Below are 25,068 nucleotides of genomic sequence, written 5' to 3'. Positions count from 1 at the left end.
GTATTGGGCGCTGCTGAGGTGTTCGTCAACCGGGCGTTCCGGCCTTCCGCCGGTCGTGGAGGTGGCCACGGGCGCTCAGCGCGGTAGCCCCGTTGACCCCGGCCGCCACGGGAACCCGTTCCGCCTCCTCGGACGAGGATACGGCCGGGGCGCCGGCTTCCGGCTGCCGCGGCCGGGGCCGTCGGCGGCGGTAGCGCGGCGGGACGAAGGACTCGGCCCAGCGCGGCGCGCGCGGTGTGAACCGGGGCAGCAGCAGGAGCACCAGCCCGATCGCGCTGAGCGCGACCACCACCAGGACGATCCACATGGACGCCGAGTGCACCGAGTAGGCCAGCGTGCCGAAGGCGATCAGCGCCGACCAGAAGTACATGATCAGCACCGCCCGGCTGTGCGAGTGGCCGATTTCCAGCAGTCGGTGGTGCAGGTGTCCGCGGTCGGCGGCGAACGGCGACTGGCCGTTCCAGGTGCGGCGCACGATGGCGAGGACCAGGTCGGCGACGGGGATCGCGATGATGGTGAGCGGCAGCAGCAGCGGGATGAACACCGGCAGCGCGGCATGGGTGGCCTGGCGGGTGGAGCCCTCGAACATCTTCAGCGCGTCCGGGTCGACCTGGCCGGTGATGGAGATGGCGGACGCGGCCAGCACCAGGCCGATCAGCATGGAACCCGAGTCGCCCATGAAGATCCGCGCCGGGTGCATGTTGTGCGGCAGGAAGCCCAGGCACATGCCCATGAGGATCACCGCGAAGAGCGTCGCGGGCGCGGCGGCCTCGATGGCGTACCCGTACCAGATCCGGTAGGCGTACAGGAAGAAGGCGGCGGCGGCGATGCACACCATGCCGGCCGCCAGGCCGTCGAGCCCGTCGACGAAGTTCACCGCGTTGATGGTGATGACGACCAGGGCGACGGTGAGCAGCGTGCCCTGCCACTGGGTCAGGGCGACGGTGCCGACGCCCGGGATGGGCAGCCACAGGATCGTCAGGCCCTGCATGACCATCACGCCCGCGGCGATCATCTGGCCGCCCAGCTTGATCAGCGCGTCGATCTCGAACTTGTCGTCGAGGACGCCGATCAGCCAGATCAGGGCCGCGCCGGAGAGCAGCGCGCGTGGCTCGTTGGACAGGGCGAAGACGCTGTTGAGGTTCTGCAGGTGGTCGGCGACCAGCAGGCCCGCGCACAGTCCGAAGAACATGGCGATGCCGCCGAGCCTCGGCGTCGGTTCTCGGTGCACGTCGCGCGCGCGGATCTCCGGCATCGCGCCGGCCGCGATGGCGAACTTCCGCACCGGGCCGGTCAGCAGATAGGTCACCGCAGCCGTGACACAGAGCGTCAGCAGGTAATCACGCACGGGCTGCCCCACAGGAATCGCTGGCCATCTCAGCCCCACACACTAGCCGTGGTGTCCATGTGGTCGAGGACATCAGGCCGCCCGCGACGGTTGCACGGTCTGTCTTCTACCCCGGATACGGTGGAAATCGCTCCGCCAGTTCCCTCACCCCCGCCCGGATCGCGCGGGCCCGGCCGGCGTCGTCGGCGCCCTCGGTCAGCGCGGCGGTGAACAGGGCGGCGACCGGCTCCATCTCGGCGGCCGTCATGCCCTGGGTGGTCACGGCCGCCGTGCCGAACCGCAGGCCGCGTCCGTCCCCGTACGGCAGGGCGCAGGTGTCGACGACGATGCCGGCGGCGGCCAGCCGGGCCTTGGCGGCGCGCCCCTCGACGCCCAGCGGGGCCGGGTCGGCGGTGATCAGGTGGGTGTCGGTGCCACCGGTGGTGACCGCCAGTCCCCGGGCGGCGAGCGCGTCCGCCAGCGTGCGCGCGTTCTCCACCACCCGGCGGGCGTACGCGGCGAACGCCGGCGTCGCCGCCTCGCCGAACGCGACGGCCTTCGCGGCGATCGTGTGCATCTGGGCCCCGCCCTGGGTGAACGGGAACACCGCCCGGTCCACGCGCTCGGCGAGCTCGGCGCCGCACAGCAGCATGCCGCCGCGCGGCCCGCGCAGCACCTTGTGGGTGGTCGCGCACACCACGTCGGCGTACGGGACGGGGCTGGGCGCCGCTCCCCCGGCGACCAGGCCGATGGGGTGGGCGGCGTCGGCGATCAGGCAGGCTCCGCACTCGTCGGCGATCTCGCGGAACGCGGCGTAGTCGATGTGCCTCGGGTAGGAGATCGAGCCGCAGACGATCGCCTTCGGCCGGTGCCCGCGGGCCAGGGCGCGCACCCGGGTGTAGTCGATGAGGCCGGTCCCGGGGTCCACCCCGTACGGGACGAAGTCGAACCAGCGCCCGGAGAAGTTGGCCGGCGAGCCGTGCGTCAGGTGCCCGCCGTCCCGCAGCCCCATGGCCAGCACCGTGTCCCCGGGGCGCAGCAGGGCCGCGTACGCGGCCAGGACGGCGGAGGAGCCGGAGTGGGCCTGCACGTTGGCGTGGTCGGCGCCGAACAGGGCGGTGGCCCGCTGCACGGCGAGCCGTTCGGCGGTGTCGACGAACTCGCAGCCCCCGTGGTACCGGACGCCGGGGTAGCCCTCGGCGTACTTGTTGGCCAGCGGCGAACCCAGGGCGGCGAGCACCGCGGGCGAGACGAAGTTCTCGGCGGCGTTCAACTGGAGGCCGTCCGCCTGCCGCCGGGTCTCCCCGGCCAGTACGTCGGCGATCTGGGGATCCTGCCGGCGCAGGGCGTCGGCGTCCGCCCCGTAGGCGGTGACGCGCGCGGCGGCGTCGGCGCCGGCGTCGTCGGCAGCGGTGACCGGCATCAGTGGCTCCAGGCGTGGGCGGGCCCCGTCAGCTCCAATGTAGGCCCGGGGCGGGCCGCGTGCGCGCCGATGGCGGGTCGACGCCGGAACGCGCGCCGTCGCGCCGGTCTCCGGCGGGGCTCAGCGCTTGGCCGGCACGCCCGTCAGCGCCGTGACCACCGGGTCCAGCGCCTGGTTGATCTCGTCGCCGATGGAGCGGAAGAACGTGATCGGCGCGCCGTAGGGGTCGTTCACCTCGTCCGCCTCGGCGCTGGGCGCCAGCAGCCAGCCGCGCAGCGCGGCGGCCGCGCGGACCAGGGCGCGGGCGCGCTCGACGACACCGTCGGTGAGCGGGTCGGGCAGCGTGGCCGGATCTATCGCCCGTACCAGCCGGGTGAACTCCTTGAGCGTGAACGTCCGCAGCCCCGCCGAGTGCCCCATCGAGATGACCTGGGCACGGTGGTCGCGGGTGGCCGTCAGGACCAGGTCGGCGCGGATGACGTGCTCGTCCAGCAGCTCGCGCCCGACGAAGCCGGTGGTGTCCGCGCCGAAGTCGGCCAGCACCGTCTCGGCGTTGGCCTCCATGGGGGCGCCCTCGTGCCCCCAGGTGCCGGCGCTCTCCACGATCAGGCCGCCGCCCAGCCGGTCGCCCAGGCGGGCGCCCAGGGCGTGGCGGGTCAGCCGCTCGGTGATGGGCGAGCGGCAGACGTTGCCGGTGCTGACGTGGAGGATCCTGAACGTGTCGCCGGTGGTGGCCGCACCTATGCCACGCCCCTCAGGGGCGGTCAATTCGCCACCTCGAGGTCGGGTACGACCTTGCGGAGCTCCTCCGCATCCAGGGCGCCCGCGCGCAGCAGGACCGGGACGTCGCCGGTGACGTCCACGATCGACGACGGCACGATGCCGGGTGTCGGGCCGCCGTCCAGGTACACCGAGACGGCGTCGCCGAGCATGCCCTGCGCCGCGTCGCAGTCCTCGGGCGCGGGGTGCCCGGTCAGGTTGGCGGACGAGACCGCCATCGGGCCGACGTCGGTGAGCAGTTCCAGGGCCACCGGGTGCAGCGGCATCCGGATGGCGACGGTGCCGCGCGTGTCGCCCAGGTCCCACTGGAGCGACGGCTGGTGCCGGGCGACCAGCGTCAGCGCACCGGGCCAGAAGGCGTCGACCAGCTCCCAGGCCTGCTCGGAGAAGTCGGTGACCAGCCCGTGCAGGGTGTTGGGGGAACCGATCAGGACGGGGGTCGGCATGTTGCGGCCGCGCCCCTTGGCCGCCAGCAGGTCGGCGACGGCCTCCGCGCTGAAGGCGTCCGCACCGATCCCGTACACGGTGTCGGTGGGCAGCACGACGAGCTCGCCGCGGCGGACGGCGGACGCGGCCTCCCGCAGGCCGGTCGTGCGGTCGGTCGCGTCGTTGCAGTCGTATCGCCGAGCCATTTTAACGGGCCTCCCTATTCGTGGTCACTCGGTTCGCCGCCGGGGCACGGCGGCCCCGCCGGCGGAAAGCACCGGCGCGTCACGGCATCGCCTTGCGCGCGGTCGCGAAACGCGGGCGGTTGTTCAGGTCCGGGTGGTCGGCCGCGTCCGCCCAGCCGGCCTCCTCGTTGAAGATCCACGGGACCTGGCCGCCCTGGGTGTCGGCGTGCTCCACGACGACGAGGCCGCCGGGACGCAGCAGCCGGTGGGCGGTGCGTTCGATGCCGCGGATGGTGTCGAGGCCGTCCTCGCCGGAGAAGAGCGCCATCTCCGGGTCGTGGTCGCGGGCCTCGGGCGCGACGTACTCCCACTCGGTGAGGGGGATGTACGGAGGGTTGGAGATGACCAGGTCGACCTGCCCGTCGAGCTCCGGCAGGGCGGTCAGGGCGTCGCCCTGGTGGACGGTGACCCTGGACCCCTCGGCGTTCTTCCGCGTCCAGCGCAGGGCGTCCTCGGACAGCTCCACGGCGTGCACGCGGGAGCGCGGCACCTCCTGGGCCATGGCGAGGGCGATGGCGCCGGAGCCGGCGCACAGGTCCACGATCAGCGGCTCGACCACGTCCATGGCGCGTACGGCGTCTATGGCCCACCCGACGACCGACTCGGTCTCCGGACGCGGTACGAAGACGCCGGGGCCCACCTGGAGCTCCAGGTAGCGGAAGAACGCCCGCCCGGTGATGTGCTGGAGCGGTTCGCGGGCCTCCCGCCGGGCGACCGCCTCCCAGTAGCGGGCGTCGAAGTCGGCGTCCTTGACGTTGTGCAGCTCTCCCCGCTTGACGCCGTGCACGAACGCGGCGAGCTCCTCCGCGTCGAAGCGCGGTGACGGCACCCCGGCGTCGGCCAGCCGCTGGGTGGCCTGGGCCACCTCGGCAAGCAGCAGAGTGCGGGGGCCTGGGGGTCGTCCCCCGGCATGTGGCTGCACGCTGGTCCTCCGGGCTGGGCGGGTGTTTCGGCTGGGTGGTTACGCGGCGGCGAGCTTGGCGGCGGAGTCGGCGTCGACACACGCCTGGATCACCGCGTCGAGTTCGCCGTCGAGCACCTGGTCCAAGTTGTACGCCTTGAAGCCGACGCGGTGGTCCGAGATCCGGTTCTCGGGATAGTTGTACGTGCGGATCTTCTCGGACCGGTCGACGGTGCGCACCTGGCTGCGGCGGGCGTCCGCGGCGTTCCTCTCGGCCTCCTCCTGGGCGGCGGCGAGCAGCCGGGAGCGCAGGATGCGCATGGCCTGCTCCTTGTTCTGGAGCTGGCTCTTCTCGTTCTGGCAGGAGGCGACGATACCGGTCGGCAGGTGCGTGATGCGGACGGCCGAGTCCGTGGTGTTGACGGACTGGCCGCCGGGGCCCGACGAGCGGTAGACGTCGATGCGCAGGTCGTTGGCGTGGATCTCGACGTCGATCTCCTCGGCCTCGGGCGTCACCAGGACACCGGCCGCCGAGGTGTGGATACGGCCCTGCGACTCGGTGGCGGGCACACGCTGCACGCGGTGCACGCCGCCCTCGTACTTCAGCCGCGCCCAGACGCCCTGGCCGGGCTCGGTGGCCCCGTTGCCGCCCTTGGTCTTCACGGCGACCTGGACGTCCTTGTAGCCGCCCAGCTCGGACTCGGTGGCGTCGATGATCTCGGTCTTCCAGCCGACGCGCTCGGCGTACCGCAGGTACATCCGCAGCAGGTCCCCGGCGAACAGGGCGGACTCGTCGCCGCCCGCGCCGGCCTTGATCTCCAGGATGACGTCCTTGTCGTCGCTGGGGTCGCGCGGAACCAGCAGCAGCCGGAGCTTCTGGGTGAGCTCCTCGCGCTCCTTCTCCAGCTCCTTGACCTCGGCGGCGAAGTCCGGATCGGACGCGGCGAACTCACGGGCCGTCTCGATGTCGTCGCCGGTCTGCTTCCAGGAGCGGTAGGTGGCGATGATGGGCGTCAGCTCCGCGTAGCGCTTGTTCAGCTTGCGGGCGTTGGCCTGGTCGGAGTGGACCGAAGGGTCGGCGAGCTGCTTCTCGAGGCCGGCGTGCTCGCCGACCAGTTCCTCGACCGCCTCGAACATCGGGGGCTCCTGAGTCTTCGTACGGAGTGGGCTGCGCTCTGGACGGCAAAGCGCCGGCCTCGGCACCCCCCGGGAGAGGGGCGCCGAGGACCGGCGCAGTGGCTCGCTACTTCTGGGCGGCAGCCTTCTTGCCGAAGCGGGCCTCGAAGCGGGCCACGCGGCCACCGGTGTCGAGGATCTTCTGCTTGCCCGTGTAGAACGGGTGGCACTCGGAGCAGACCTCGGCACGGATGGCGCCGCTGTCGATCGTGCTGCGGGTGGTGAACGACGCGCCACAGGTGCAGCTGACCTGCGTCTCGACGTACTCGGGGTGGATGTCGCGCTTCAAGGTGTCTCCTAGGTTCGGGAGGGCACCGGGTCGCAGGGGCGGGATGCTCGTGCGTGAACCGGGGCCGACGTACCAGTCTGCCAGGACCGGCCGTATCTCCCAAAACCGGGGTGGGGCCAGATCTATTCCGGCCTACTGGACCACGCGGTCGGCCTGGCCCTTGGCGGCGCCCCGGGCCGCGGCGGCGGGGATGGGCCGGTCCTGCTTGAGGGCCGTCCACACCAGCTCGGACTGGGCCTGGAGCGGTACCACCCGGTTGGGGTCGGCGGGGTCGTAGCGCACCGGCAGGGTGATCATGTGGACGTCGTCGGCGCCGAGCCCCTTGAGGCCGCCGGCGAAGTCGGCGAGCTCCTTGACCGAGTCCAGCTCGGAGTCCGGGGTGATGGCCTTGGTGGCGGTGTCGGCGAGGTTCCACAGCTTCTTGGGGCTGGTGAAGACCCCGACGCTCCTGGCCTGCTCGATGAAGGCCTTCATGAACGCCTGCTGGAGCTGGATGCGGCCCAGGTCGCTGCCGTCCCCGACGCCCTTGCGGGTCCGGACGAGGCCCAGGGCCTGCTCGCCGCTGAGCGTGTGCCGGCCGGCCGGCAGGACGAGGTGGCTGCTCTTGTCGTCTATCGCCCTGGTGGTGGTGATCCCGACGCCGCCGAGCTCGTCGATGAGCTTCTTGAAGCCGGTGAAGTCGACCTCGATGTAGTGGTCCATGCGGATGCCGGACATCTGCTCGACGGTCTTGACCGCGCAGGCGGGGCCGCCGGCCTCGTAGGCCGTGTTGAACATGGCCTTGCGCTGGCCCGGCACGGGCGCGCCGGTCCTGTCGGCACAGGCGGGCCGCTCGACGATCGTGTCGCGCGGTATGGAGACCACGCCGGCCTTCCGGTGGCCCTCGTAGACGTGGAGGATCATGGCGGTGTCGGAGCGGGCGGCACCGTCGTCCCTGCCGTAGCGGGCGTTGGCGCCGGAGCGGGAGTCGGAGCCCAGCACCAGGATGTCCATGGAGCCGTTGTCGACGTCCAGCGGCCGGTCGTCGCCGAGCTGGGCGTTGATGTCGACGCTCTCGATGTTGCCGTTGAACTTGACGTAGGCGTACCCCAGTCCGGACCCGCCGACCGCCACCAGACCGGCCGCGGACCACGCGGCGACGGTGAGCGCCCTGCGGCGCCCGGTGGGCCGCTTGCGGCGGCTTCCGGTGCCGCGTATCCGGCTGCCCCTGTCCTTGCCCTGCTCGGCCATGTTCTCCTCAGTCCTCGCTGATCCCGCTGCCCCGGGCATGGTGATCGGGCGCCGTTTTGTCGGCAGTTGTCCTGGCCCGACGATTGTCCAGACGGGGAAGCGGCCAAAAGGGTTGCACGGCCGGTTGAGAACTCCTTGAGAGCGAGTGACGCGCCTGGTGGTGCGCCCGCGGACCAAACCGGTCACGGACCTGCGCCGTCGTGCCCCGGCGCGGGTGGCGAGGGGGCGGCGCGTGTGGTGAAGGTCGCACCGGGACACGGCTGTGCCCACCGCGCGGACGCGCGGTGGGCACGGTGCACTGCCGCCGCTCCGGCTCGGCCCGGCCGGCGGGCCGGGCCGCGAGGCCGGATCAGCCGAAGAGGTTGTACGCCTGGAAGCCGGTGGCCATGGCGACGCGGGGGTTGAAGCCCCCGTTGCCCTTGCCCGGGTACAGCCACAGCTTGCCTGCGGTGTCGCGGGCCAGGAGGTCGGCGATCCCGTCGCTGTTGACGTCACCGGTGGTGACCAGGGCGTTCATGGAACCGAAGGAGCCGACCAGGACGGGCGCGGCCCACGGCTTGGTGGCGACGCCGGTGCCCTTGTAGAGGTAGGTCTTGCCGTCCGTGGCCCGGGCGAAGATGTCGGCCTTGCCGTCGTTGGTGAAGTCACCGTGACCGCGGACCATCGTGTACGAGCCCCAGCCGGTGCCGACGGAGACGGGGGCGGCGAAGGTGCCGTTGCCCTTGCCCGGGTAGACACGCATGGTGCCGGCCGAGTCGACCGTGACCATGTCGGGCAGCTCGTCGCCGGTGACGTCACCGGGGACCAGGATCTGCTTGTGCTTGCCCCAGCCCTTGGCGACCAGCTTGTTCTCGCCCTCGCCGGTGGCGCGGTTGTAGTGGTCCCAGTAGACGTCGCCGTTGTAGCGGCTCAGCACGTCCGCGAGACCGTCGCGGTCCAGGTCGTTCTGCAGCGCCAGGGTGAAGCCCGCGAAGTTGCCCAGGTTCTCGGTCCGGGCCAGCGAGGTCACCTTGGAGGTCCAGCCGAACAGCGTGGAGTCCGAGGTACGGCGGGCCAGCAGGTCGGCCGTGTGGTCGCCGTTCCAGTTGGTGTCGTCGACACGCGACTGGATCGGGGCCGAGTAGGTGCCGACCTTCGCGTACACGCCGTACTTGCCCTGCGCCGAGCAGTCCACGTCGCCCCAGGAGACGACGCCGACCAGCTTGCCGCCCACCACGAGCGGGCCGCCGGAGTCACCGTTGCAGGTGGTCTCGGTGGTCGCGTCGCTGCCGGTCGGGGCCGCGCCGGCGCACAGCATGTGGCCCTTGAGGAACTTGGCGGAGGTCGCGGTCGCCTCCGGGTACGCGGCCTGGCACTGGCTGTCCGCCACGACGTCGGCGTCGGCGACCTTCAGGGTCTGCGAGCCGCTGTCGGGCTCGGTGGAGCTGGTGCGGCCCCAGCCGTACACCTTGCCGTCGAGCCCCGCCTGGTACAGCGCCGAGTCGGTGGGCTGCGCGAGCGGCAGGGGCTTGATGGCGGTGGGCTCGTCCAGCGTCAGCACGGCCACGTCGTTGTCGAGCGTGTACGGGTCGTACTGCGGGTGGTTCCACTGGCGGCTGACCAGGTGGGGCTTGCCACCGTGCAGGTCGTCACCGGTGGGCAGCTGGTCGGTGCCCAGGACCACGACGCCGTCCGAGTACCACTTGATGCCCTTGACGCAGTGGGCGGCGGTGAGGACCTTGTTCGGGGCGATCACGGTGCCGCCGCAGAAGTATCCCGCGCCGGTGCTGTCCGTGAAGTGGAGCTGCGCCATCCAGGGCGCGGTGGAGATGGTGGTGGTCGAACCACCGATGATGCGGGCGCCGGGCGCGGTCTCGGCGGTGCCGGCCGCGGGCTTCTTGACCAGACGGCGCGGGCTGCGCTCGTCGGCCTTCATGGCCCGGGCCACACGCTGCTTCAGCTCGTCCTGCGACACCGGCTGCTCGGCCCGCGGCGCCGTGCTGATGCCCGGCGCCTCGTCCGCCTGCGCGGAGTCGGAGCCGGTGACCGCGATGCCGGCGCCGACCAGAGCGACCACTGCGGCGGCCGCCGGCAGGGCGATTGTCATGCGGCGCCGGTGCCGGCCGCCGCGCGTGCGTATCTGCACTCAGTTAACCCCTTGGGTCGGCCCGGCGGGGCGCGACCGCCCCACCGGAAGAAAACCATGGCGATGGCGGGGCACAACGGGTTCGCGGGCAGCACGCCACAGGGGCCCTCCGGGGGCCGGGCTGGTGCTGCGTGGCGGTATTTCCCCCCACCTCGATGGGGAGATGTTACGCCTGTCAACTGTTGCTTGACCAGCGGCCCGTGGGAACGCCGGAATTCGGCCGGAAACACACGGCCGCCCCGTCACCGAAGTGACGGGGCGGCCAGCGTTCCTGATACGACGTCAGTCGTTGCCGTTGCCGGCCGACGGGGTCGTCTTCTGGATCTGGAGCAGGAACTCGGCGTTCGACTTCGTCTGCTTCATCTTGTCCAGCAGCAGCTCGATCGCCTGCTGCTGGTCCAGCGCGTGCAGCACGCGGCGCAGCTTCCAGGTGATGGCGAGCTCGTCGCTGCCGAGGAGGATCTCCTCCTTGCGCGTACCGGAGGCGTCGACGTCGACGGCCGGGAAGATGCGCTTGTCGGCGAGCTTGCGGTCGAGCTTGAGCTCCATGTTGCCGGTGCCCTTGAACTCCTCGAAGATCACCTCGTCCATGCGCGAGCCGGTGTCGACCAGCGCGGTGGCCAGGATGGTCAGCGAGCCGCCGTCCTCGATGTTGCGCGCCGCGCCGAAGAAGCGCTTCGGCGGGTAGAGCGCGGTCGAGTCGACACCACCGGACAGGATGCGGCCGGAGGCGGGCGCCGCGAGGTTGTACGCGCGGCCCAGACGGGTGATCGAGTCGAGCAGGACGACCACGTCGTGGCCCAGCTCCACCAGGCGCTTGGCACGCTCGATGGCCAGCTCGGCGACCGTGGTGTGGTCCTCGGCGGGCCGGTCGAAGGTCGAGGAGATGACCTCGCCCTTGACCGAGCGCTGCATGTCGGTGACCTCTTCCGGACGCTCGTCGACCAGGACGACCATCAGGTGGCACTCGGGGTTGTTGGTGGTGATCGCGTTGGCGACCGCCTGCATGATCATGGTTTTGCCGGTCTTCGGCGGGGCCACGATCAGGCCTCGCTGGCCCTTGCCGATCGGCGACACGAGGTCGATGATCCGCGTGGTCAGCACACCCGGGTCGGTCTCCAGACGGAGCCGGTCCTGCGGGTAGAGCGGCGTCAGCTTGTTGAACTCGGGACGGCCCCGGCCGGAGTCGGCGGCCATGCCGTTGGCCGAGTCGAGGCGGACCAGCGCGTTGAACTTCTCGCGGCGCTCGCCGTCCTTCGGCTGGCGTACGGCGCCGGTGACGTGGTCACCCTTGCGCAGGCCGTTCTTGCGGACCTGGGCGAGCGAGACGTACACGTCGTTCGGACCGGGCAGGTAGCCGGAGGTCCGGATGAACGCGTAGTTGTCGAGGATGTCCAGGATGCCCGCGACGGGGATCAGCACGTCGTCGTCGGAGACCTGCGGCTCACCGGTCACGAACTCGTCGCGGCCACGACGGCCCCGGCGGTCGCGGTAGCGGCCGCGGCGGCCGCGCCGGCCACCGGCCTCGTCGTCGAAGTCGTCCTGCGGGCCGGCCTGGCTCTGCTGGCCGGCCTGGCGCTGCTGGCGCTGGCCGCCGCCCTGCTGGTCGTCGCCCTTGCCGCGGTCGCGGCGGTCGCGCTGGCGCTCGCGGCGGTCGCCGCGCTCGCCCCCGCGCTCACCGCGGTCGCCACGCTCGCCGCGGTCGCGGCGACGGCCCTCGGCGGTGTCGGCCGACGCGTCGGCCTTGGCCTCGGGCTGGGCGTCGGTCCTGACGTCCGCGCGGACGTCGGTACGGGTCTCCGTGCGCGCCTCGGTGCGGACGTCGGTACGGGCGTCCGTCCTGGCCTCGGTACGGGTCTCGCCGTCGGGGCTGCCGACCGGGGCCGTCGCGCGGCGGCGACGGCGCTCGCCCGCGGGCTGGTCGTCGCTGGCCGGCTGACCGGGGATGTCGATCTGCTGCTGCGCCACGGCCTTCTCGGCCTTGACGGCGGCGGCCTTGCCGCTGTCGGCGGGGGCGGCGTCGCCCGTACGGGCCTTGGAGGTGGCGCGCCGCTTCGGCTTGGCCTCGGCGGTGTCGGCGCCCTTGGGCGCGGACGTGGCTGCGCCCGCGCCGCTGCCGGCCTGCGCCTCCTTGATGACCTCGATCAGCTGGCTCTTGCGCATCCGCGCGGTGCCCCTGATGCCGAGGCCTGACGCGACCTGCTGCAGCTCGGCCAGGACCATGCCCTCGAGGCCGGTGCCGGAGCGGCGGCGCCGTGAGGTGGTGCCAGTGGCAGCACCTGCGGCGGGCGCGGCGGTGTCGACACTGTTGTCGGCAGTCACGCCCATCAGATCGGTGGTGTCGCTCACGAAGGGTCCTTCCCTGGAGCGGACGTCGGCCTTCTGGCTCGGCGACCGGTTGTGCTGTCCGACTGCGGTCCGTGGTGTCCGGACCGGGTCGGGGCGGTGGTCCCGCCGGGTACGGCGGAAGAGAAAAACGTGCTTGGGTCCGGCCCGAGGCCCCCTGCTCGGCCCGCTCCTGGGAAAAGCGAGGGGTGACGCGCGCCGGTTCCGGAGCGTGCTCGAAACTGCTCAGGCAGGCTGCTCAGGCAGTTGGGGAGGCTCCCGGAAGAATGGTGGTCCCGGATGGGGACACGACGCACCGCGCCACAAAGACGTCGGGTGCAGACTTGAGGTTAACACTACCGGCTCCAACAAACATTCCCCCTCTCCAACACCGGCAACCGTGCCCTACGGCGCGAGCGGCAGAACGCTCGCACCGGCGACGTCGAGGTCCAGCCGGTTGGCCGCCCAGCCCTCGCCCGCCAGCCGCGCGACCTTCTCGGCCGCGCCGTCCTCGGCCAGCGCGAGGACCGTGGGCCCCGCGCCGGAGATGACCGCGGGGATGCCGTCGGCCCGCAGTCGGTTCACCAGGTCGACGCTCTGCGGCATCGCCGGCGCCCGGTACTCCTGGTGGAGCCGGTCCTCGGTGGCGGCCAGCAGCAGCTCGGGACGCCTGGTCATGGCCTCCACGAGAAGCGCCGCGCGGCCCGCGTTGGCCGCGGCGTCCACATGGGGGACGGTACGCGGCAGCAGGCCGCGGGCCGTCTCGGTGAGTACCGGTTTTCCCGGTACGAAAACCACCGGAACGATGGAACCGGCGGGGTCCATCCTGATCGCCCGGGCGGCGCCGCCCTCGGTCCAGGCGACGGTGAAGCCGCCGAGCAGACAGGCGGCGACGTTGTCGGGGTGGCCCTCGATCTCGGTGGCGAGTTCGAGCAGCGCCGCGTCGTCGAGCCGGCTGTCGCCGCCTATCGTCACCGCGCGGGCCGCGACGATGCCGGCGCAGATGGCGGCCGACGAGGAACCCAGGCCGCGTCCGTGCGGGATGCGGTTGGCGCAGACGACCTCCAGGCCGCGCGGCTGGCCGCCCAGCAGGTCGAAGGCCGTGCGCAGGGAGCGTACGAGCAAGTGGCTCTCGTCGCGCGGGAGCGTTTCGGCGCCCTCGCCGGCGATGTCGATGTGCAGCCCTGAGTCGGCGACCCGGACGACGACGTCGTCGTACAGCCCCAGCGACAGGCCGAGGGCGTCGAAGCCCGGGCCGAGGTTGGCGCTGGTGGCGGGAACGCGCACCCGGACGGCGGCGGCGCGGAACGCGGGACCGGCCATCGCTCGATGACTCTCCTTGGTTCTGGACAGCGAAGGTTCTCGCTCGGGGATTGTGGGGGTTGTCAAGATAAGTACGAAGACCCATGGGCCGCAGCGGCTTCAACGGCGACAGCACCGCGGCATATGCGGCGGGCGGGTTCGGTACAGCCTATCGAAGGAAGGTTCTGCGGCGACATAGGGCGCACAGGCGGCGCACGATGCGTGTCGCAAGCCCTCCTGTGCTTCGGTGTACGTCGCCGTGCGGATTGCGATTTTCGGCCACTGGCTCATTACGCGCGAGTGGCCGAAAATCGCGGTCGGCGCGCGGGACCCGCCCGGACACGGCCAACCCGGCGGGGAGCGCCGTCCGGGTACCGGGAGACGGCCGGAACCCGACGGGCCCCCGGCCTCCGGTACGGGGACGCCGATGCCCGGCCGGAGCCGTTCGCCCGGCCTTTCCGGTACCGGCCGGCGGGTCGGCGGACCGGACACCGGAGCCGGGACACGCCGTCCGCGCGGCGGGCCCGCCGGCACAGGGCCCGACCCGGCGGGCGGCCGGACCGCAGGCCCAGCCCGCAGCCGCTGCCCGCTGCCCGCTGCCCGCTGCCCGCTGCCGCTGCCCGCTGCCCGCACAAGCCTCGCCCCGGACCAGCGACCGTCGGCCGGCGGCGTGGCACCGGCCGCGCCGCCCGCCGGCGGGGCTCAGACGAGGCCGAGGCGCTCGGCGGCGGTGGCCGCGTCGACGGGGACGGTGACCGGCTGGGGGGCTCCGGCGACCGCCCAGTCCGGGTCCTTGAGGCCGTTGCCGGTGACCGTGCAGACGATCCGCTGACCCGGGTCGACCTTGCCCTGCTCGGCGGCCTTCAGCAGGCCGGCCACCGAAGCGGCGGAGGCGGGCTCGACGAAGACGCCCTCCTGGGAGGCCAACAGCCGGTAGGCGCGCAGGATCTCACGGTCGGTCACCTCGTCGATGAAGCCGCCCGACTCGTCCCGCGCGGCCAGCGCGTACTGCCAGGACGCGGGGTTGCCGATCCGGATGGCGGTGGCGATCGTGGACGGGTCCTTGACCACCTCACCGCGCACCAGGGGCGCCGCACCGGACGCCTGGAAGCCCCACATGCGCGGCCGGCCGGCCGCCATGCCGTCGGCCGCGTACTCGGTGTAGCCCTTCCAGTACGCGGTGATGTTGCCCGCGTTGCCGACCGGAAGCACATGGATGTCGGGGGCGTCGCCCAGCATGTCCACGATCTCGAAGGCGGCGGTCTTCTGGCCCTCGATACGGACCGGGTTCACCGAATTGACCAGCGCCACCGGGTAGTTGTCGGAGAGCGAGCGGGCCAGGGTCAGGCAGTCGTCGAAGTTCCCGTCGACCTGGAGGATCTGCGCGCCGTGCACCAGCGCCTGCCCCATCTTGCCGAGCGCGATCTTGCCCTGCGGCACCAGCACGGCGCAGACCATGCCCGCGCGCACCGCGTAGGCGGCGGCCGAGGCCGAGGTGTTGCCGGTGGAGGCGCAGATGACGGCCCGGGCACCCTCTTCCTTGGCCCGGGTGATGGCCATGGTCATCCCGCGGTCCTTGAAGGAACCGGTCGGGTTGGCGCCCTCCACCTTGAGGTGCACCTCACAACCGGTGCGCTCGGAGAGGACCTGGGCCGGGACGAGCGGCGTGCCGCCCTCGCGCAGCGTGACGACCGGCGTCGTGTCCGTGACCGGAAGGCGGTCCCGGTACTCCTCGATGATGCCGCGCCACTGGTGGGTCCTGGTCATGGGTCCTTACTCCCCTTCAACACGCATGATGCTGGCGACACCGCGCACGGTGTCGAGCTCGCGCAGCGCCTCGACGGTGCCGGTGAGGGCGGCGTCGGGCGCGCGGTGGGTGACGACGACGAGGGATGCCTCACCGTCCTTGCCCTGCTGGCGCACCGTATCGATGGATACGCCGTGCTCGGCGAAGACCGTCGCGACCTGGGCGAGGACGCCCGGCTTGTCGGCCACGTCGAGACTGATGTGGTACCGCGTCACCACGTCGCCCATGGGGCTCACGGGAAGCTGGGTGTACGCGGACTCGCCGGGCCCCGTCGCGTCGTTGAGGCGGTTGCGGCAGACGGCGACCAGGTCGCCCAGGACGGCGGACGCGGTCGGCGAACCGCCGGCGCCCGGACCGTAGAACATCAGCTGGCCGGCCGCCTCGGCCTCCACGAAGACGGCGTTGTACGCGCCGCGCACGGAGGCCAGCGGGTGGCTCAGCGGAATCATCGCCGGGTGCACGCGCGCGGTGACGGACTCGCCGTCGGCGGCCCGCTCGCAGATCGCGAGCAGCTTGATGGTGCAGCCCATCCGTTTCGCGGAGGCGAAGTCGGCGGCGGTGACCTCGGTCATGCCCTCGCGGTACACGTCGTCCAGGCGCACCCGCGTGTGGAAGGCGATGCCGGCGAGGATGGCGGCCTTGGCGGCGGCGTCGAAGCCCTCGACGTCGGCGGTCGGGTCGGCCTCGGCGTAACCCAGCGCGGTGGCCTCGTCCAGCGCCTCGGAGTACCCGGCGCCGGAGGTGTCCATCTTGTCGAGGATGAAGTTCGTCGTGCCGTTGACGATGCCGAGGACGCGGTTGACCTTGTCGCCGGCCAGCGACTCCCGCAGCGGGCGCACCAGCGGGATGGCTCCCGCGACGGCGGCCTCGTAGTACAGGTCCCGGCCGTGCTTCTCGGCCACGGCGTGCAGGGCGGCCCCGTCCTCGGCGAGCAGCGCCTTGTTGGCGGAGACCACGGAGGCACCGTACTCGAAGGCGGTGGTGATCAGCGTGCGGGCGGGTTCGACACCGCCGATGACCTCGACCACCACGTCGATGTCGCCGCGCTCGACCAGCCCGGTCGCGTCGGTGGTGACCAGCTCGGGCGGAACGCCCTCCCGCACCTTCGACGGCCGGCGGACCGCCACGCCGGCGAGCTCGACCGGGGCGCCGATGCGCGCGGCGAGGTCGTCGGCGTGCGTCGTCATAAGGCGCGCCACCTCTGAGCCGACCACTCCACAGCCCAGCAGCGCCACCTTCAGCGGACGCGTACGCATCATCCGACCTCGTTTCCCTCTTACAGCTTGGCGTGCGACCAGTCTCACTCACCGGACGGGGGTTTCTGGCCCACCGTCCGGATCCTGAGACATCTATTTCATCAACCGACATCGAGACGCAGGAGATCCTCCTCCGTCTCACGCCGGACGATCACCCGCGCCTCGCCGTCCCTCACGGCGACGACGGGCGGGCGAAGTGCGTGGTTGTAGTTGCTGGCCATGGATCGGCAGTACGCGCCGGTGGCCGGTACGGCGACCAGGTCGCCCGGCGCCACGTCGGCGGGGAGGAAGGCGTCCCGTACCACGATGTCGCCACTCTCACAGTGCTTTCCGACGACCCGGCTGAGCATCGGCTCGGCGTCCGAGGCCCGCGAGACCAGCGCGACGGAGTACTCGGCGTCGTACAGGGCGGTGCGGATGTTGTCCGACATGCCGCCGTCGACACTCACGTACGTCCGCAGACCCTCCAGCGGCTTGACCGTGCCGACCTCGTACAGCGTGAAGGCGGTCGGGCCGACGATCGCGCGTCCCGGCTCGACGGAGATCCGGGGGGTGCGCAGCCCGGCGGCCTCGCACTCCCGGGTCACGATCTCACTGAGCGCCTTGGCGATCTCGTGCGGCTCGCGCGGGTCGTCGTCGGAGGTGTACGCGATGCCGAGGCCGCCGCCCAGGTCGATCTCGGGCAGCTCGACCCCGTGCTCGTCGCGGACGGCGGCGAGGAGCTGCACGACCCGGCGGGCGGAGACCTCGAAACCGGCCATGTCGAAGATCTGCGAGCCGATGTGCGAGTGGATGCCGATGAGCTCCAGCCCGTCCAGCTTCAGCGCGCGGCGGACGGCCTCCGCCGCCTGGCCGCCGGCGAGCGCGATACCGAACTTCTGGTCCTCGTGCGCGGTGGCGATGAACTCGTGGGTGTGCGCCTCGACCCCGACGGTGACGCGGATCTGGACGCGCTGGCGCCTGCCCCTGCTCTGCGCGATGTGGGCGACGCGGACGATCTCCTGGAAGGAGTCGAGCACGATCCGGCCGACGCCGGCCTCGACGGCCCGCTCGATCTCCTCGGTGCTCTTGTTGTTGCCGTGGAAGGCGATGCGCTCGGCGGGCATACCGGCGTCCAGGGCGCAGACCAGCTCACCGCCGGAGCAGACGTCGAGGTTGAGTCCCTCTTCCTTGAGCCACCGGACGACCGCCCTGCTCAGGAAGGCCTTGCCGGCGTAGAAGACATCGGCGTCCGGGCCGAAGGCGTCGGCCCAGGCGCGGCAGCGGGCGCGGAAGTCGGCCTCGTCCAGGAAGTAGGCCGGGGTGCCGAACTCCTCGGCCAGCCGGGTGACCTCGATGCCGCCGACGGTCACGACGCCGTCCGCGGTGCGGGCCACCGTGCGGGACCAGACCTTCTCGTCTAGACGGTTGAGGTCGGCGGGCGGGGCGGTGTAGTGGCCCTCGGGCAGGACGTCCCCGTGACGGGGCCCGGCGGGGTGTGCGGAACGGCTCATGTCTCTCTCACAGGGTCACAGGTAGGCAGGGGCGCTGATGCCGAGCAGGGCCAGACCGCCGGCGAGCACCGTTCCGGCGGCTTCGGCGAGGGCCAGCCGGGAGCGGTGGGCGGCCGAGGGTTTCTCGTCCCCGAGGGGCAGCACGGTGTGCTGGAACCCCAGGAACGCGTCGGCGGTGGCCTCCAGGTGCCGGGCGACCCGGTCGGGGGCGCGAAGGCGGGCGGCGGCTTCGAGCACGGCGGGGTGGTCGCCGAGAGCGGTGAGCAGGCGCGCGGCGTGGACGTCGTCCTCGTGGGCGGGGTCGTCCTCGTGGGCGGGGTCGTCATCGAAGGCAGCGGTGAGGTGGAGCTGCGCGGCGTTGCGGAGCAGGGCGCGGACGCGGGCGTGCGCGTACCGCACGGTGAACAGCCCGTTGGCCTCGGTCTGCACGAGGAGGGGCGCGCGCTCCAGGACACGGTCGTGGGCGGCGGGCCGCAGCAGCGCCCAGCGGCCGGCGTCGTCGTTCGGCACGGGCCCGGTGGCGGGCAGCGGGCGGAGGGTCTCGGTACCGTCCGGGCCGACGGAGGCCCGGGCGCCCTGGGCGCGCAGGAGGGCGGCCACGGTCGCGGTGACCACGGCGGCCCGCGGCCCGTGGCCCGGCCGGAAGGTGACATGCGTACCGCGCAGGGCGTCCCCGTGCCCGTACCGCTCGCCCTCGGCCAGGATCCGGCCGACCAGTGCCCGCGCGGTGTCGGGGCGGAGGGTGAAGTTGAGGAACCCGGGTCCGGTGATGTCGACGCGCTCGATGCCGGGGGCACCGTCGAGCCGGGCCCGCAGGATCTCGGCGACCCGGCGCGGCGGCAGGGCGGCGGGCCGGGCGAGCCGGAGTGCCGCGTTGGTGGCCCAGTCCCCCCGCCCCCCGGGCCGGGGACGCTCCACCGTGACCCGCTCCGCGACACCGGCCGCGGCCACTGCCCCGGCCGGCAGCACACCCTCGCCGACTGCGCGGCGCACGGCACGCAGCACGGTGAGGGAGAGGTCCGCGGGGGTCACGGGACAAGCGTATGGGAGGAGGGGTGGTTGCACGGAACCGGTTTCGCGATGCGGGCACCGGGGAGCGGACGGGTTACGCGCCGACGGGGCGGGGGCGGGGCCGGAACCGGTGACGCCTCCGGGGCGGCCGGTCCGGCGCCGGAGGCCGGGACCTGGGATCCGGGGCGGTGTCCGGGGCGGGTGCGCCGGATCGTCGCGCGGTCCGGTGGCGCGAGGGCGGTGGCCGGGACGGGAACGGGGTGGACGGGGGGCGGCGCGGGTGCTGGTTCCGGTCGAGCCGGCCGGGGCGGCCCTGCTAGCGAGGTCCTGGGCGCCGGCCGGGGCCCCGGACACGCATGGGAGGGGCCGGCTGCGTCCGCCGGCCACCAGGGCTCGGCCCTGCCTGGGCACACCGGCCACGGGGCCGGGCGGCCGGGTGGCGCGGCCGGCAGCCGAGTGTCAACCGCGTGGGCTCGGGGCCGCCCCGGCGTTGGGCCCGCCCGGGCCGGCGCCACGCGCGGCGTCCACGCCGTGACCGGCCTCGGGTTCTTCGCCAGGGCCGTCGTCGGCGGCGGCGCGGCCGTTCGCCCGGCGTGCCAGCTCCCGGACGAGCCGCACGAGCTCGGCGGGCTCGAAGGGCTTCGCGAGGAAGGCGTCGGCACCGGCGGCGAGCCCGGACTCCAGCTCGTTGGGCGTGCACGCGCTGATGATCGCGACCGGCAGCCCGCTGGTCCGCGCGTCCTCCCGAAGCCGGGCGACGGTACGCAACCCGTCGAGCCGGGGCATGACGACATCGAGAGTGACCACATCGGGGCGGACTTGGTGCACGACTTCCAGGCACTCGGCACCATCGGCCGCGGTCACGACCTCGAAGCCCTCCAGCTCGAGGTTGACCCTGATCAGTTGCCGGATGACCTTGTTGTCGTCCACGACGAGCACCCGGCCGGACACGCCTGACACAACTCGAGAGTAGGACCCGCTCCGCCCCTGCGTCCGGGTTTTGCCCACTTCCACCCCGCGCGAGCGACAGCACCCCGCCACCCGGCGGAAATCCCTGTTCACAGCCACCCCGTGGGAGCTGGTAGGGTTCTACCCGTCGCCGCCGAACGCGGCGGACGCCCCCGTAGCTCAGGGGATAGAGCAACGGCCTCCGGAGCCGTGTGCGCAGGTTCGAATCCTGCCGGGGGCACCTTGCAGAAGGTGCCCAAAGACCCCGTCACCAGCGGAAACGCTGAGGCCGGGGTCTTCGCGTATGTGCAGCCGTATGCCGCCCGGAGCGGCCGTATGCCGAGGTCCGTGAACTTCGCGGACTGGCGGCAGACGACGAACGGCCGGGCCGGCGGGCGCTTCTCACGCCTTGGCCCGGGCCTCCACCAGCGACCGCTGCACGTTGCCCACCAGGTCCCGGAGGCGTCCGGGCCGCACGCCCTCGTTTTCCATCCACTCGTCGAAGCGAGGACGCAAGTGCCGTGCCATCCCCAGCCCGTGGCGACGCAGCACTGAGCGACTGATCGATATCTCCTCCTGCACCTCTCTTCGGAGATCGTCGTTCCAGCCCTGCGCCCGGTCGTCCTCCCTCAGCGGAGCCTTGAGAGCGGCCACCGCTTCATCGAGGACCACAAGCAAGCCCATACCGTCTCCCAAGATCACAAGGCGCCGTTTCATTCCGAGGGCCGACGCAGGAACCGACCCGGTGAAGCCCACCCGCTCGTTGCCCCCTGGGCAAGCAGCGGGACCCCGCCGCCCGTTCCCGCCCGGCCCCTCGACGGCGAGAGCTCCCGGGCAGGTCCAGGGGCTCGAAGCCTAGCGTCGCGCGCGAACTGTGGCCGTCGTATTCCCCCGGTCCCGGGCCCGGCGGGCCCGCCCCCGGGCGCCGCCTACCATTCCGGCCGGGGGGGGGCGAAATCGTTTGGCGTTCAGCGGACTTGTGGTGGAGGCGCTCGGTGGCGAGCGGGCGCTTCGGGTCGAGGCCGGGGTGGAGCGGCTGGCGGCTCTGGCGGATGCCGCGCCGCAGTACACCTGCGGAGTCGTCCACCTGCCCGTCCCGCTCACCGCGCCGGCTCCGGACGCGGCCGGGCTGGAGTTGCTGCGCCTGCTGCACTCGGCGGATCCGGACGCGCCGTGGACGTACACCACCCGCGTCACCGACGACGGGCGGGTTGTCGGGAAGGCCAGTCCGTTCCTGCGCCAGAGCGCACCGCTCGGTTCGCCGGACTGGTTGATCACCTTCGCCCTCTCCGACCTCTACACCCGGCTCGGCTCCTGGTGGCTCACGCAACTGTGGCGCGGTGCCGAGCTGGCGGTCGCGGCCCGTGACGCGATCGAGCGGTGGAACCCGCTGGTCGCCGCCGCGTGTGCGCGCTCCCTGCTGGAGGGGGCGGCGGCGCTGTCCACGGAGGTGCCGAAGCTCATCGGGGTGTGGGACGCCTACAAACGGGCCGGCCGCCCCACCACCGGGTCGCTCGCGGAGTTCATGGACCGCCTGAACTGCGACGTCCTGCGCCCGCAGTACGCGACGCGCGCCGGACAGGGGCAGGGCAGGCCCCCGAAGGTGCCGAGCACCCATGTGATGACGTACCTGGACAAGCCGGCCAGGCGCACCCCGGAGTCCGATGTCGTCGACGTCTACGAGTGGCTCTGCGACGCCGTCCACCCCAGCTACGGGTCCTCCACCACCTACACCGTTGTCCGGGCCGTCGACCCGGCGCGGTCCCACCAGTTCGAGCAGTACGCCCGTCACCCGCTGCGGCCGACCGTGTCCCACCCCCGCGCCCTGACGCCCACGGTCGCGCGGAAGGCCGCCGACCCCGTCGTCCTGGCCTCGGACCGGCTCCAGCGGGACCTCGCCGACGCGCGCTGGGTGCTGGACGACCTCGGGCTGACGACGGGGATCGCCGAGTCGCCGCTGCTGGACTTCCCGCTCGGCCACCGGGCCCCGGAGCGCACGCGCCCTGCCCCTGCGGGAGCGGCCGGAAGTTCAAGCGCTGCGTGCACCGCTGGGGGCGGCCCGGCAGGATGCCCACGTCACCGTAGGCGCCGCTGGCAGCGGTGTCCCCGCCGTCACTCCGGCAACGACGTGGCGATCAGCTTGGTCACCTCGGGGAGCTGGTCGTTCAGGTAGAAGTGGCCGCCGGGGAAGACATGGAGGTCGAAGGGGCCGGTCGTCTCGCTGTGCCAGGCCCGGGCGCCGGCGACGGTCACACTGGGGTCGCGGTCACCGGTGAGGGCGGTGAGGGGGCAGGTCAGCCGGGGTCCCGGACGGTGGGTGTGGGCGAAGATCGCGCGCAGGTCGGCGCGGAGGGCGGGCAGGGTCAGCCGGCGCAGTTCGGGTTCGTCCAGCAGCGCCGGATCGATCCCGCCCAGCCGGCGGGCCTCGCCGATGACCCAGTCGTCGTCCGGCCCGTCCTCCGGGAACAGGCCCTCGGGCGGCCAGGGCAGCGCCGGGGCCTGCCGGGCGGAGACGAACAGCGCGGCCGGGCGGGCGCGGCCGGCCGACTCCAGGCGCCGGGCGACCTCGTAGCCGATGACGGCGCCCATGCTGTGTCCGAACAGCGCGAACGGTTCGGCCGTGTACGGGGAGAGCTCGGCCAGGCACGCCTCGACCAGGCTGTCGAGGTCCGTCGGCGGCGGTTCGGCCAGCCGGTCCTGCCGGCCGGGGTACTGGAAGGTCAGGACCTCCACCTCGCCCGACAGGGCCGCGGAGAAGGGGAAGTAGGCGCTCGCGGCGCCGCCCGCGTGGGGGAAGCAGAAGAGCCGCACACGCGCTCGGGGGGCGGGGTGGAAGTTGCGTATCCACGCGCTCACGCGGATCCTCCTCTGACCGGCGGGTCTCTCCACAACGGCTCCACCCTAGAGGACGGCGCCGCGCGGTCAGGCGGAGCGCTTGCGCGGCGGGGTCTTCTTCTCCGGGGTCTTCTCCCCCACCTTCTCCGGCGCCTTCTGCGGGGTCTTCTTGGCCGTCGTCCTCCTTGCCGTGGACTTCTTCTCCGCCGCCTTGCCGCCCGCCGACGCCTTCGAGGTGGTCTTGCGGGCGGAGGAGGCGCCCGACGCCGTCTTCTTCGCGGCCGTCCTCGCCGTCGACTTCTTGGTACCGCTCTCCTTGGGCGTCGCCGCCGACCGGGGTGGCTGCTGGCGGGCCGACAGGTCGGTGACCGACGCGTCGGGGGTCTCCTCGCCGCGTGCCTCCTTCGCCGCGCGCACGCTGTTCTCCAGCGCGGCCATCAGGTCGATGACCTGGCCGCCCGGTTCCGCCCTGGGCGCCGGCGCGGCCTCCGGGACGCCCTCCGCCTTGGCGGCGATCATCTGCTCCACGGCTTCCCGGTAGTCGTCGTGCAGCGTGTCCAGGTCGACCTCGCCGAGGGTGTCCATCAGGGCGTCGGCGAGGTCCAGTTCGGCCTCCCGTACGGTCACCGAGGTCTCCGGCGCGACGCCCTCCGGACGGCGGATCTCGTCCGGCCACAGCAGTCCGTGCATGATGATGACGTCGTCGACGACCCGGAGCATGCCCAGGCGCTCCCGGCCGCGCAGGGCGAACTTGGCGATGGCGACCCGGTCGCTGCGTTTGAGCGCCTCACGCAGCAGGGTGTACGGCTTCGCGGCCGGCACACCGCTCGCCGACAGGTAGTACGCCGCGTCCATCTGGAGCGGGTCGATCCGGGACGCCGGTACGAACGCGACGATCTCGATCGTCTTCGCCGTGGGCAGCGGCAGTGCGGCCAGGTCCTCGTCGGTGATCGGGATCATGGAGCCGTCGGACTCCTCGTACGCCTTGCCGATCTCGGCAGTCGGCACCTCCTCGCCGTCCAGCTCGCACACCTTGCGGTAGCGGATCCGGCCACCGTCCTCGGTGTGGATCTGCCGGAAGGAGATGGACCGGTTCTCGGTCGCGTTGACCAGCTTGATGGGAATGCTGACCAGTCCGAACGAAATCGCGCCGTTCCAGATGGATCGCACGGTTCGTACCTTTCGTACCGAAATCGTGGGAGTCTCATCGTATGACGCCGATCACAGAGGTGGCGGGGCGGCGCCTGGCGCTCAGCAACCTGGAGAAGGTCATCTATCCGGCCACCGGCACCACCAAGGGCGAGGTCCTGCACTACTACGCGACCGTCGCCGACAGCCTCCTCCCGCATCTCCACGACCGCCCGCTGTCCTTCCTCCGCTACCCCGACGGCCCCGACGGCCAGCTCTTCTTCACCAAGAACCCACCCCCGGGCACACCCGCCTGGGTGAAGTCCGTCGCCGTCCCCCGGTCGGAGGACAAGAACGCCCGCCAAGTGGTGATCCAGGACCTCGCCGCACTGATGTGGGCGGCGAACCTGGTGGTCGAGCTGCACACCCCCCAGTGGCGGGCCGGCGCCCCGGCCGAGGCCGACCGGCTGGTCCTCGACCTCGACCCCGGCCCGCCCGCCACCGTGGTGGAGTGCTGCCGGGTCGCCGTCTGGCTGCGGGAACGGCTGGCGGCCGACGGGCTGCACGCCTACGCCAAGACCTCCGGCGCCAAGGGACTGCACCTGTACGTGCCGCTGGAGCCCACCCCCTCCGGGCAGGTCTCGGCGTACGCCAAGGAGCTCGCCGTGGAGGCGGAGGCGGACCTCCCCGCGCTCGTGGTGCACCGGATGACCAAGGCGCTGCGCCCCGGCAAGGTGTTCGTGGACCACAGCCAGAACGCCGCCGCCAAGACCACGGCCGCCCCCTACACCCTGCGCGCCCGCCGGCAGCCCGCCGTCTCGACCCCGGTGACGTGGGAGGAGGTCGAATGCTGCGACGACCCGTCCGAGCTGGTGTTCCTCCTGGCGGACGTCGGTCCGCGCCTCCAGCGGTACGGGGACCTGCTGGCGCCCCTGATCGACGCGGACGGCGCCGGCCGGGTGCCGAGCCGCCGCTGACGGCCGGCGGGGTGCCGGAGCGCCGCGCACAGCCGGCCGGGTGCCGAAGCGCCGTTGACAGCCG

The 25,068-nt window shown here is 72.5% G+C and carries 21 protein-coding genes and 1 tRNA gene; 3 read left to right on the top strand and 19 right to left on the bottom strand.

The annotated features are described in order from the left end of the window. Window positions 1-25: 25 nt before the first annotated feature. The 16 genes from AB0H53_RS01885 to AB0H53_RS01810 all read right to left on the bottom strand — a co-directional run bounded on the left by AB0H53_RS01885 (window position 26) and on the right by AB0H53_RS01810 (window position 20,130). Window positions 26-1,348 carry an MraY family glycosyltransferase gene (locus tag AB0H53_RS01885; protein WP_362105582.1) on the bottom strand — a complete coding sequence of 441 codons (1,323 nt, stop codon included), beginning with the start codon at window positions 1,346-1,348 and terminating at the stop codon, window positions 26-28. 106 nt (window positions 1,349-1,454) lie between these two features. Then, complete coding sequence (gene glyA / locus AB0H53_RS01880) at window positions 1,455-2,750, bottom strand: serine hydroxymethyltransferase (RefSeq protein ID WP_362105579.1); 1,296 nt, start codon at window positions 2,748-2,750, stop codon at window positions 1,455-1,457. Window positions 2,751-2,870: 120 nt separating this feature from the next. Next, window positions 2,871-3,518 (bottom strand): protein-tyrosine-phosphatase, encoded by a 648-nt coding sequence (locus AB0H53_RS01875; RefSeq protein WP_362105576.1) that lies wholly within the window; start codon window positions 3,516-3,518, stop codon window positions 2,871-2,873. Further along, window positions 3,515-4,162 carry an L-threonylcarbamoyladenylate synthase gene (locus AB0H53_RS01870; protein WP_362105573.1) on the bottom strand — a complete coding sequence of 216 codons (648 nt, stop codon included), beginning with the start codon at window positions 4,160-4,162 and terminating at the stop codon, window positions 3,515-3,517. Before AB0H53_RS01870 ends, AB0H53_RS01875 begins: the two co-directional genes overlap by 4 nt. Before the next feature lie 79 nt (window positions 4,163-4,241). Then, window positions 4,242-5,123: a peptide chain release factor N(5)-glutamine methyltransferase gene (prmC, locus tag AB0H53_RS01865; RefSeq protein WP_362105570.1), complete on the bottom strand. Its 882-nt coding sequence runs from the start codon at window positions 5,121-5,123 to the stop codon at window positions 4,242-4,244. A gap of 39 nt (window positions 5,124-5,162) precedes the next feature. Beyond that, the gene (gene prfA, locus AB0H53_RS01860) at window positions 5,163-6,239 is read right to left on the bottom strand and encodes a peptide chain release factor 1 (protein WP_362105567.1); all 1,077 of its coding nucleotides are present in this window, start codon (window positions 6,237-6,239) and stop codon (window positions 5,163-5,165) included. Window positions 6,240-6,345: 106 nt separating this feature from the next. After that, window positions 6,346-6,567 carry a 50S ribosomal protein L31 gene (rpmE, locus tag AB0H53_RS01855; RefSeq protein ID WP_362105564.1) on the bottom strand — a complete coding sequence of 74 codons (222 nt, stop codon included), beginning with the start codon at window positions 6,565-6,567 and terminating at the stop codon, window positions 6,346-6,348. Window positions 6,568-6,699: 132 nt separating this feature from the next. Then, window positions 6,700-7,797, bottom strand: coding sequence for an LCP family protein (locus AB0H53_RS01850; protein WP_362105561.1), 1,098 nt, complete (start codon window positions 7,795-7,797; stop codon window positions 6,700-6,702). A 349-nt stretch (window positions 7,798-8,146) separates the two neighbouring features. Then, entirely contained in the window at window positions 8,147-9,883 is a 1,737-nt protein-coding gene (locus AB0H53_RS01845) for a trypsin-like serine protease (RefSeq protein ID WP_362105558.1), read from the bottom strand. 321 nt (window positions 9,884-10,204) lie between these two features. Further along, window positions 10,205-12,271, bottom strand: a complete 2,067-nt coding sequence (rho, locus tag AB0H53_RS01840; protein ID WP_362105555.1) for a transcription termination factor Rho — start codon at window positions 12,269-12,271, stop codon at window positions 10,205-10,207. A gap of 381 nt (window positions 12,272-12,652) precedes the next feature. After that, window positions 12,653-13,570, bottom strand: a complete 918-nt coding sequence (gene thrB / locus AB0H53_RS01835; RefSeq protein WP_362105552.1) for a homoserine kinase — start codon at window positions 13,568-13,570, stop codon at window positions 12,653-12,655. Window positions 13,571-14,251: 681 nt separating this feature from the next. After that, on the bottom strand, window positions 14,252-15,316 hold the full coding sequence (gene thrC / locus AB0H53_RS01830; RefSeq protein WP_362105549.1) for a threonine synthase: 1,065 nt from the start codon (window positions 15,314-15,316) through the stop codon (window positions 14,252-14,254). Between the two features lie 6 nt (window positions 15,317-15,322). Further along, on the bottom strand, window positions 15,323-16,615 hold the full coding sequence (locus AB0H53_RS01825; protein ID WP_362105546.1) for a homoserine dehydrogenase: 1,293 nt from the start codon (window positions 16,613-16,615) through the stop codon (window positions 15,323-15,325). Between the two features lie 98 nt (window positions 16,616-16,713). Then, the gene (lysA, locus tag AB0H53_RS01820) at window positions 16,714-18,105 is read right to left on the bottom strand and encodes a diaminopimelate decarboxylase (protein WP_362105544.1); all 1,392 of its coding nucleotides are present in this window, start codon (window positions 18,103-18,105) and stop codon (window positions 16,714-16,716) included. Between the two features lie 15 nt (window positions 18,106-18,120). Next, the gene (gene nrtL / locus AB0H53_RS01815) at window positions 18,121-19,137 is read right to left on the bottom strand and encodes an ArgS-related anticodon-binding protein NrtL (RefSeq protein WP_362105541.1); all 1,017 of its coding nucleotides are present in this window, start codon (window positions 19,135-19,137) and stop codon (window positions 18,121-18,123) included. A 438-nt stretch (window positions 19,138-19,575) separates the two neighbouring features. Next, complete coding sequence (locus AB0H53_RS01810) at window positions 19,576-20,130, bottom strand: response regulator (RefSeq protein WP_362105538.1); 555 nt, start codon at window positions 20,128-20,130, stop codon at window positions 19,576-19,578. Between the two features lie 103 nt (window positions 20,131-20,233). On the opposite strand from AB0H53_RS01810, the gene AB0H53_RS01805 reads away from it, so the two are divergent. Then, a tRNA-Arg gene (locus AB0H53_RS01805) sits at window positions 20,234-20,305 on the top strand. Window positions 20,306-20,466: 161 nt separating this feature from the next. On the opposite strand, the gene AB0H53_RS01800 is transcribed toward AB0H53_RS01805, so the two are convergent. Next, window positions 20,467-20,748 (bottom strand): hypothetical protein, encoded by a 282-nt coding sequence (locus tag AB0H53_RS01800; protein ID WP_362105535.1) that lies wholly within the window; start codon window positions 20,746-20,748, stop codon window positions 20,467-20,469. Window positions 20,749-21,444: 696 nt separating this feature from the next. On the opposite strand from AB0H53_RS01800, the gene AB0H53_RS01795 reads away from it, so the two are divergent. Beyond that, complete coding sequence (locus tag AB0H53_RS01795; protein WP_362105662.1) at window positions 21,445-22,149, top strand: SEC-C metal-binding domain-containing protein; 705 nt, start codon at window positions 21,445-21,447, stop codon at window positions 22,147-22,149. Between the two features lie 27 nt (window positions 22,150-22,176). Here the strand turns inward: AB0H53_RS01795 and AB0H53_RS01790 are convergent, their stop codons facing one another. Then, entirely contained in the window at window positions 22,177-22,920 is a 744-nt protein-coding gene (locus tag AB0H53_RS01790; RefSeq protein WP_362105532.1) for an alpha/beta fold hydrolase, read from the bottom strand. A gap of 66 nt (window positions 22,921-22,986) precedes the next feature. Then, entirely contained in the window at window positions 22,987-24,069 is a 1,083-nt protein-coding gene (locus tag AB0H53_RS01785; protein WP_362105529.1) for a Ku protein, read from the bottom strand. A gap of 41 nt (window positions 24,070-24,110) precedes the next feature. Here AB0H53_RS01785 and ligD point away from each other — a divergent pair, with 41 nt between their 5' ends. Continuing rightward, window positions 24,111-25,004: a non-homologous end-joining DNA ligase gene (gene ligD / locus AB0H53_RS01780; RefSeq protein WP_362105526.1), complete on the top strand. Its 894-nt coding sequence runs from the start codon at window positions 24,111-24,113 to the stop codon at window positions 25,002-25,004. The last annotated feature ends 64 nt before the right edge of the window (window positions 25,005-25,068 follow it).

It is taken from the genome of Streptomyces sp. NPDC050856, assembly GCF_040653855.1.
GTDB lineage: Bacteria > Actinomycetota > Actinomycetes > Streptomycetales > Streptomycetaceae > Streptomyces.
Note: the sequence above shows the minus strand (reverse complement) of the source record. Positions and strands in the feature narration are given on the sequence as shown.

What these genes read in the sequence shown, in the direction of transcription:
- lysA (WP_362105544.1), bottom strand. Translation starts at nt 18,105, where the DNA reads ATGAGCCGTTCCGCACACCCCGCCGGGCCCCGTCACGGGGACGTCCTG.
- thrC (WP_362105549.1), bottom strand. Translation starts at nt 15,316, where the DNA reads ATGACCAGGACCCACCAGTGGCGCGGCATCATCGAGGAGTACCGGGAC.
- thrB (WP_362105552.1), bottom strand. Translation starts at nt 13,570, where the DNA reads ATGGCCGGTCCCGCGTTCCGCGCCGCCGCCGTCCGGGTGCGCGTTCCC.
- AB0H53_RS01850 (WP_362105561.1), bottom strand. Translation starts at nt 7,797, where the DNA reads ATGGCCGAGCAGGGCAAGGACAGGGGCAGCCGGATACGCGGCACCGGA.
- AB0H53_RS01825 (WP_362105546.1), bottom strand. Translation starts at nt 16,615, where the DNA reads ATGATGCGTACGCGTCCGCTGAAGGTGGCGCTGCTGGGCTGTGGAGTG.
- AB0H53_RS01845 (WP_362105558.1), bottom strand. Translation starts at nt 9,883, where the DNA reads ATGACAATCGCCCTGCCGGCGGCCGCCGCAGTGGTCGCTCTGGTCGGC.
- AB0H53_RS01870 (WP_362105573.1), bottom strand. Translation starts at nt 4,162, where the DNA reads ATGGCTCGGCGATACGACTGCAACGACGCGACCGACCGCACGACCGGC.
- glyA (WP_362105579.1), bottom strand. Translation starts at nt 2,750, where the DNA reads ATGCCGGTCACCGCTGCCGACGACGCCGGCGCCGACGCCGCCGCGCGC.
- prfA (WP_362105567.1), bottom strand. Translation starts at nt 6,239, where the DNA reads ATGTTCGAGGCGGTCGAGGAACTGGTCGGCGAGCACGCCGGCCTCGAG.
- ligD (WP_362105526.1), top strand. Translation starts at nt 24,111, where the DNA reads ATGACGCCGATCACAGAGGTGGCGGGGCGGCGCCTGGCGCTCAGCAAC.
- AB0H53_RS01800 (WP_362105535.1), bottom strand. Translation starts at nt 20,748, where the DNA reads ATGGGCTTGCTTGTGGTCCTCGATGAAGCGGTGGCCGCTCTCAAGGCT.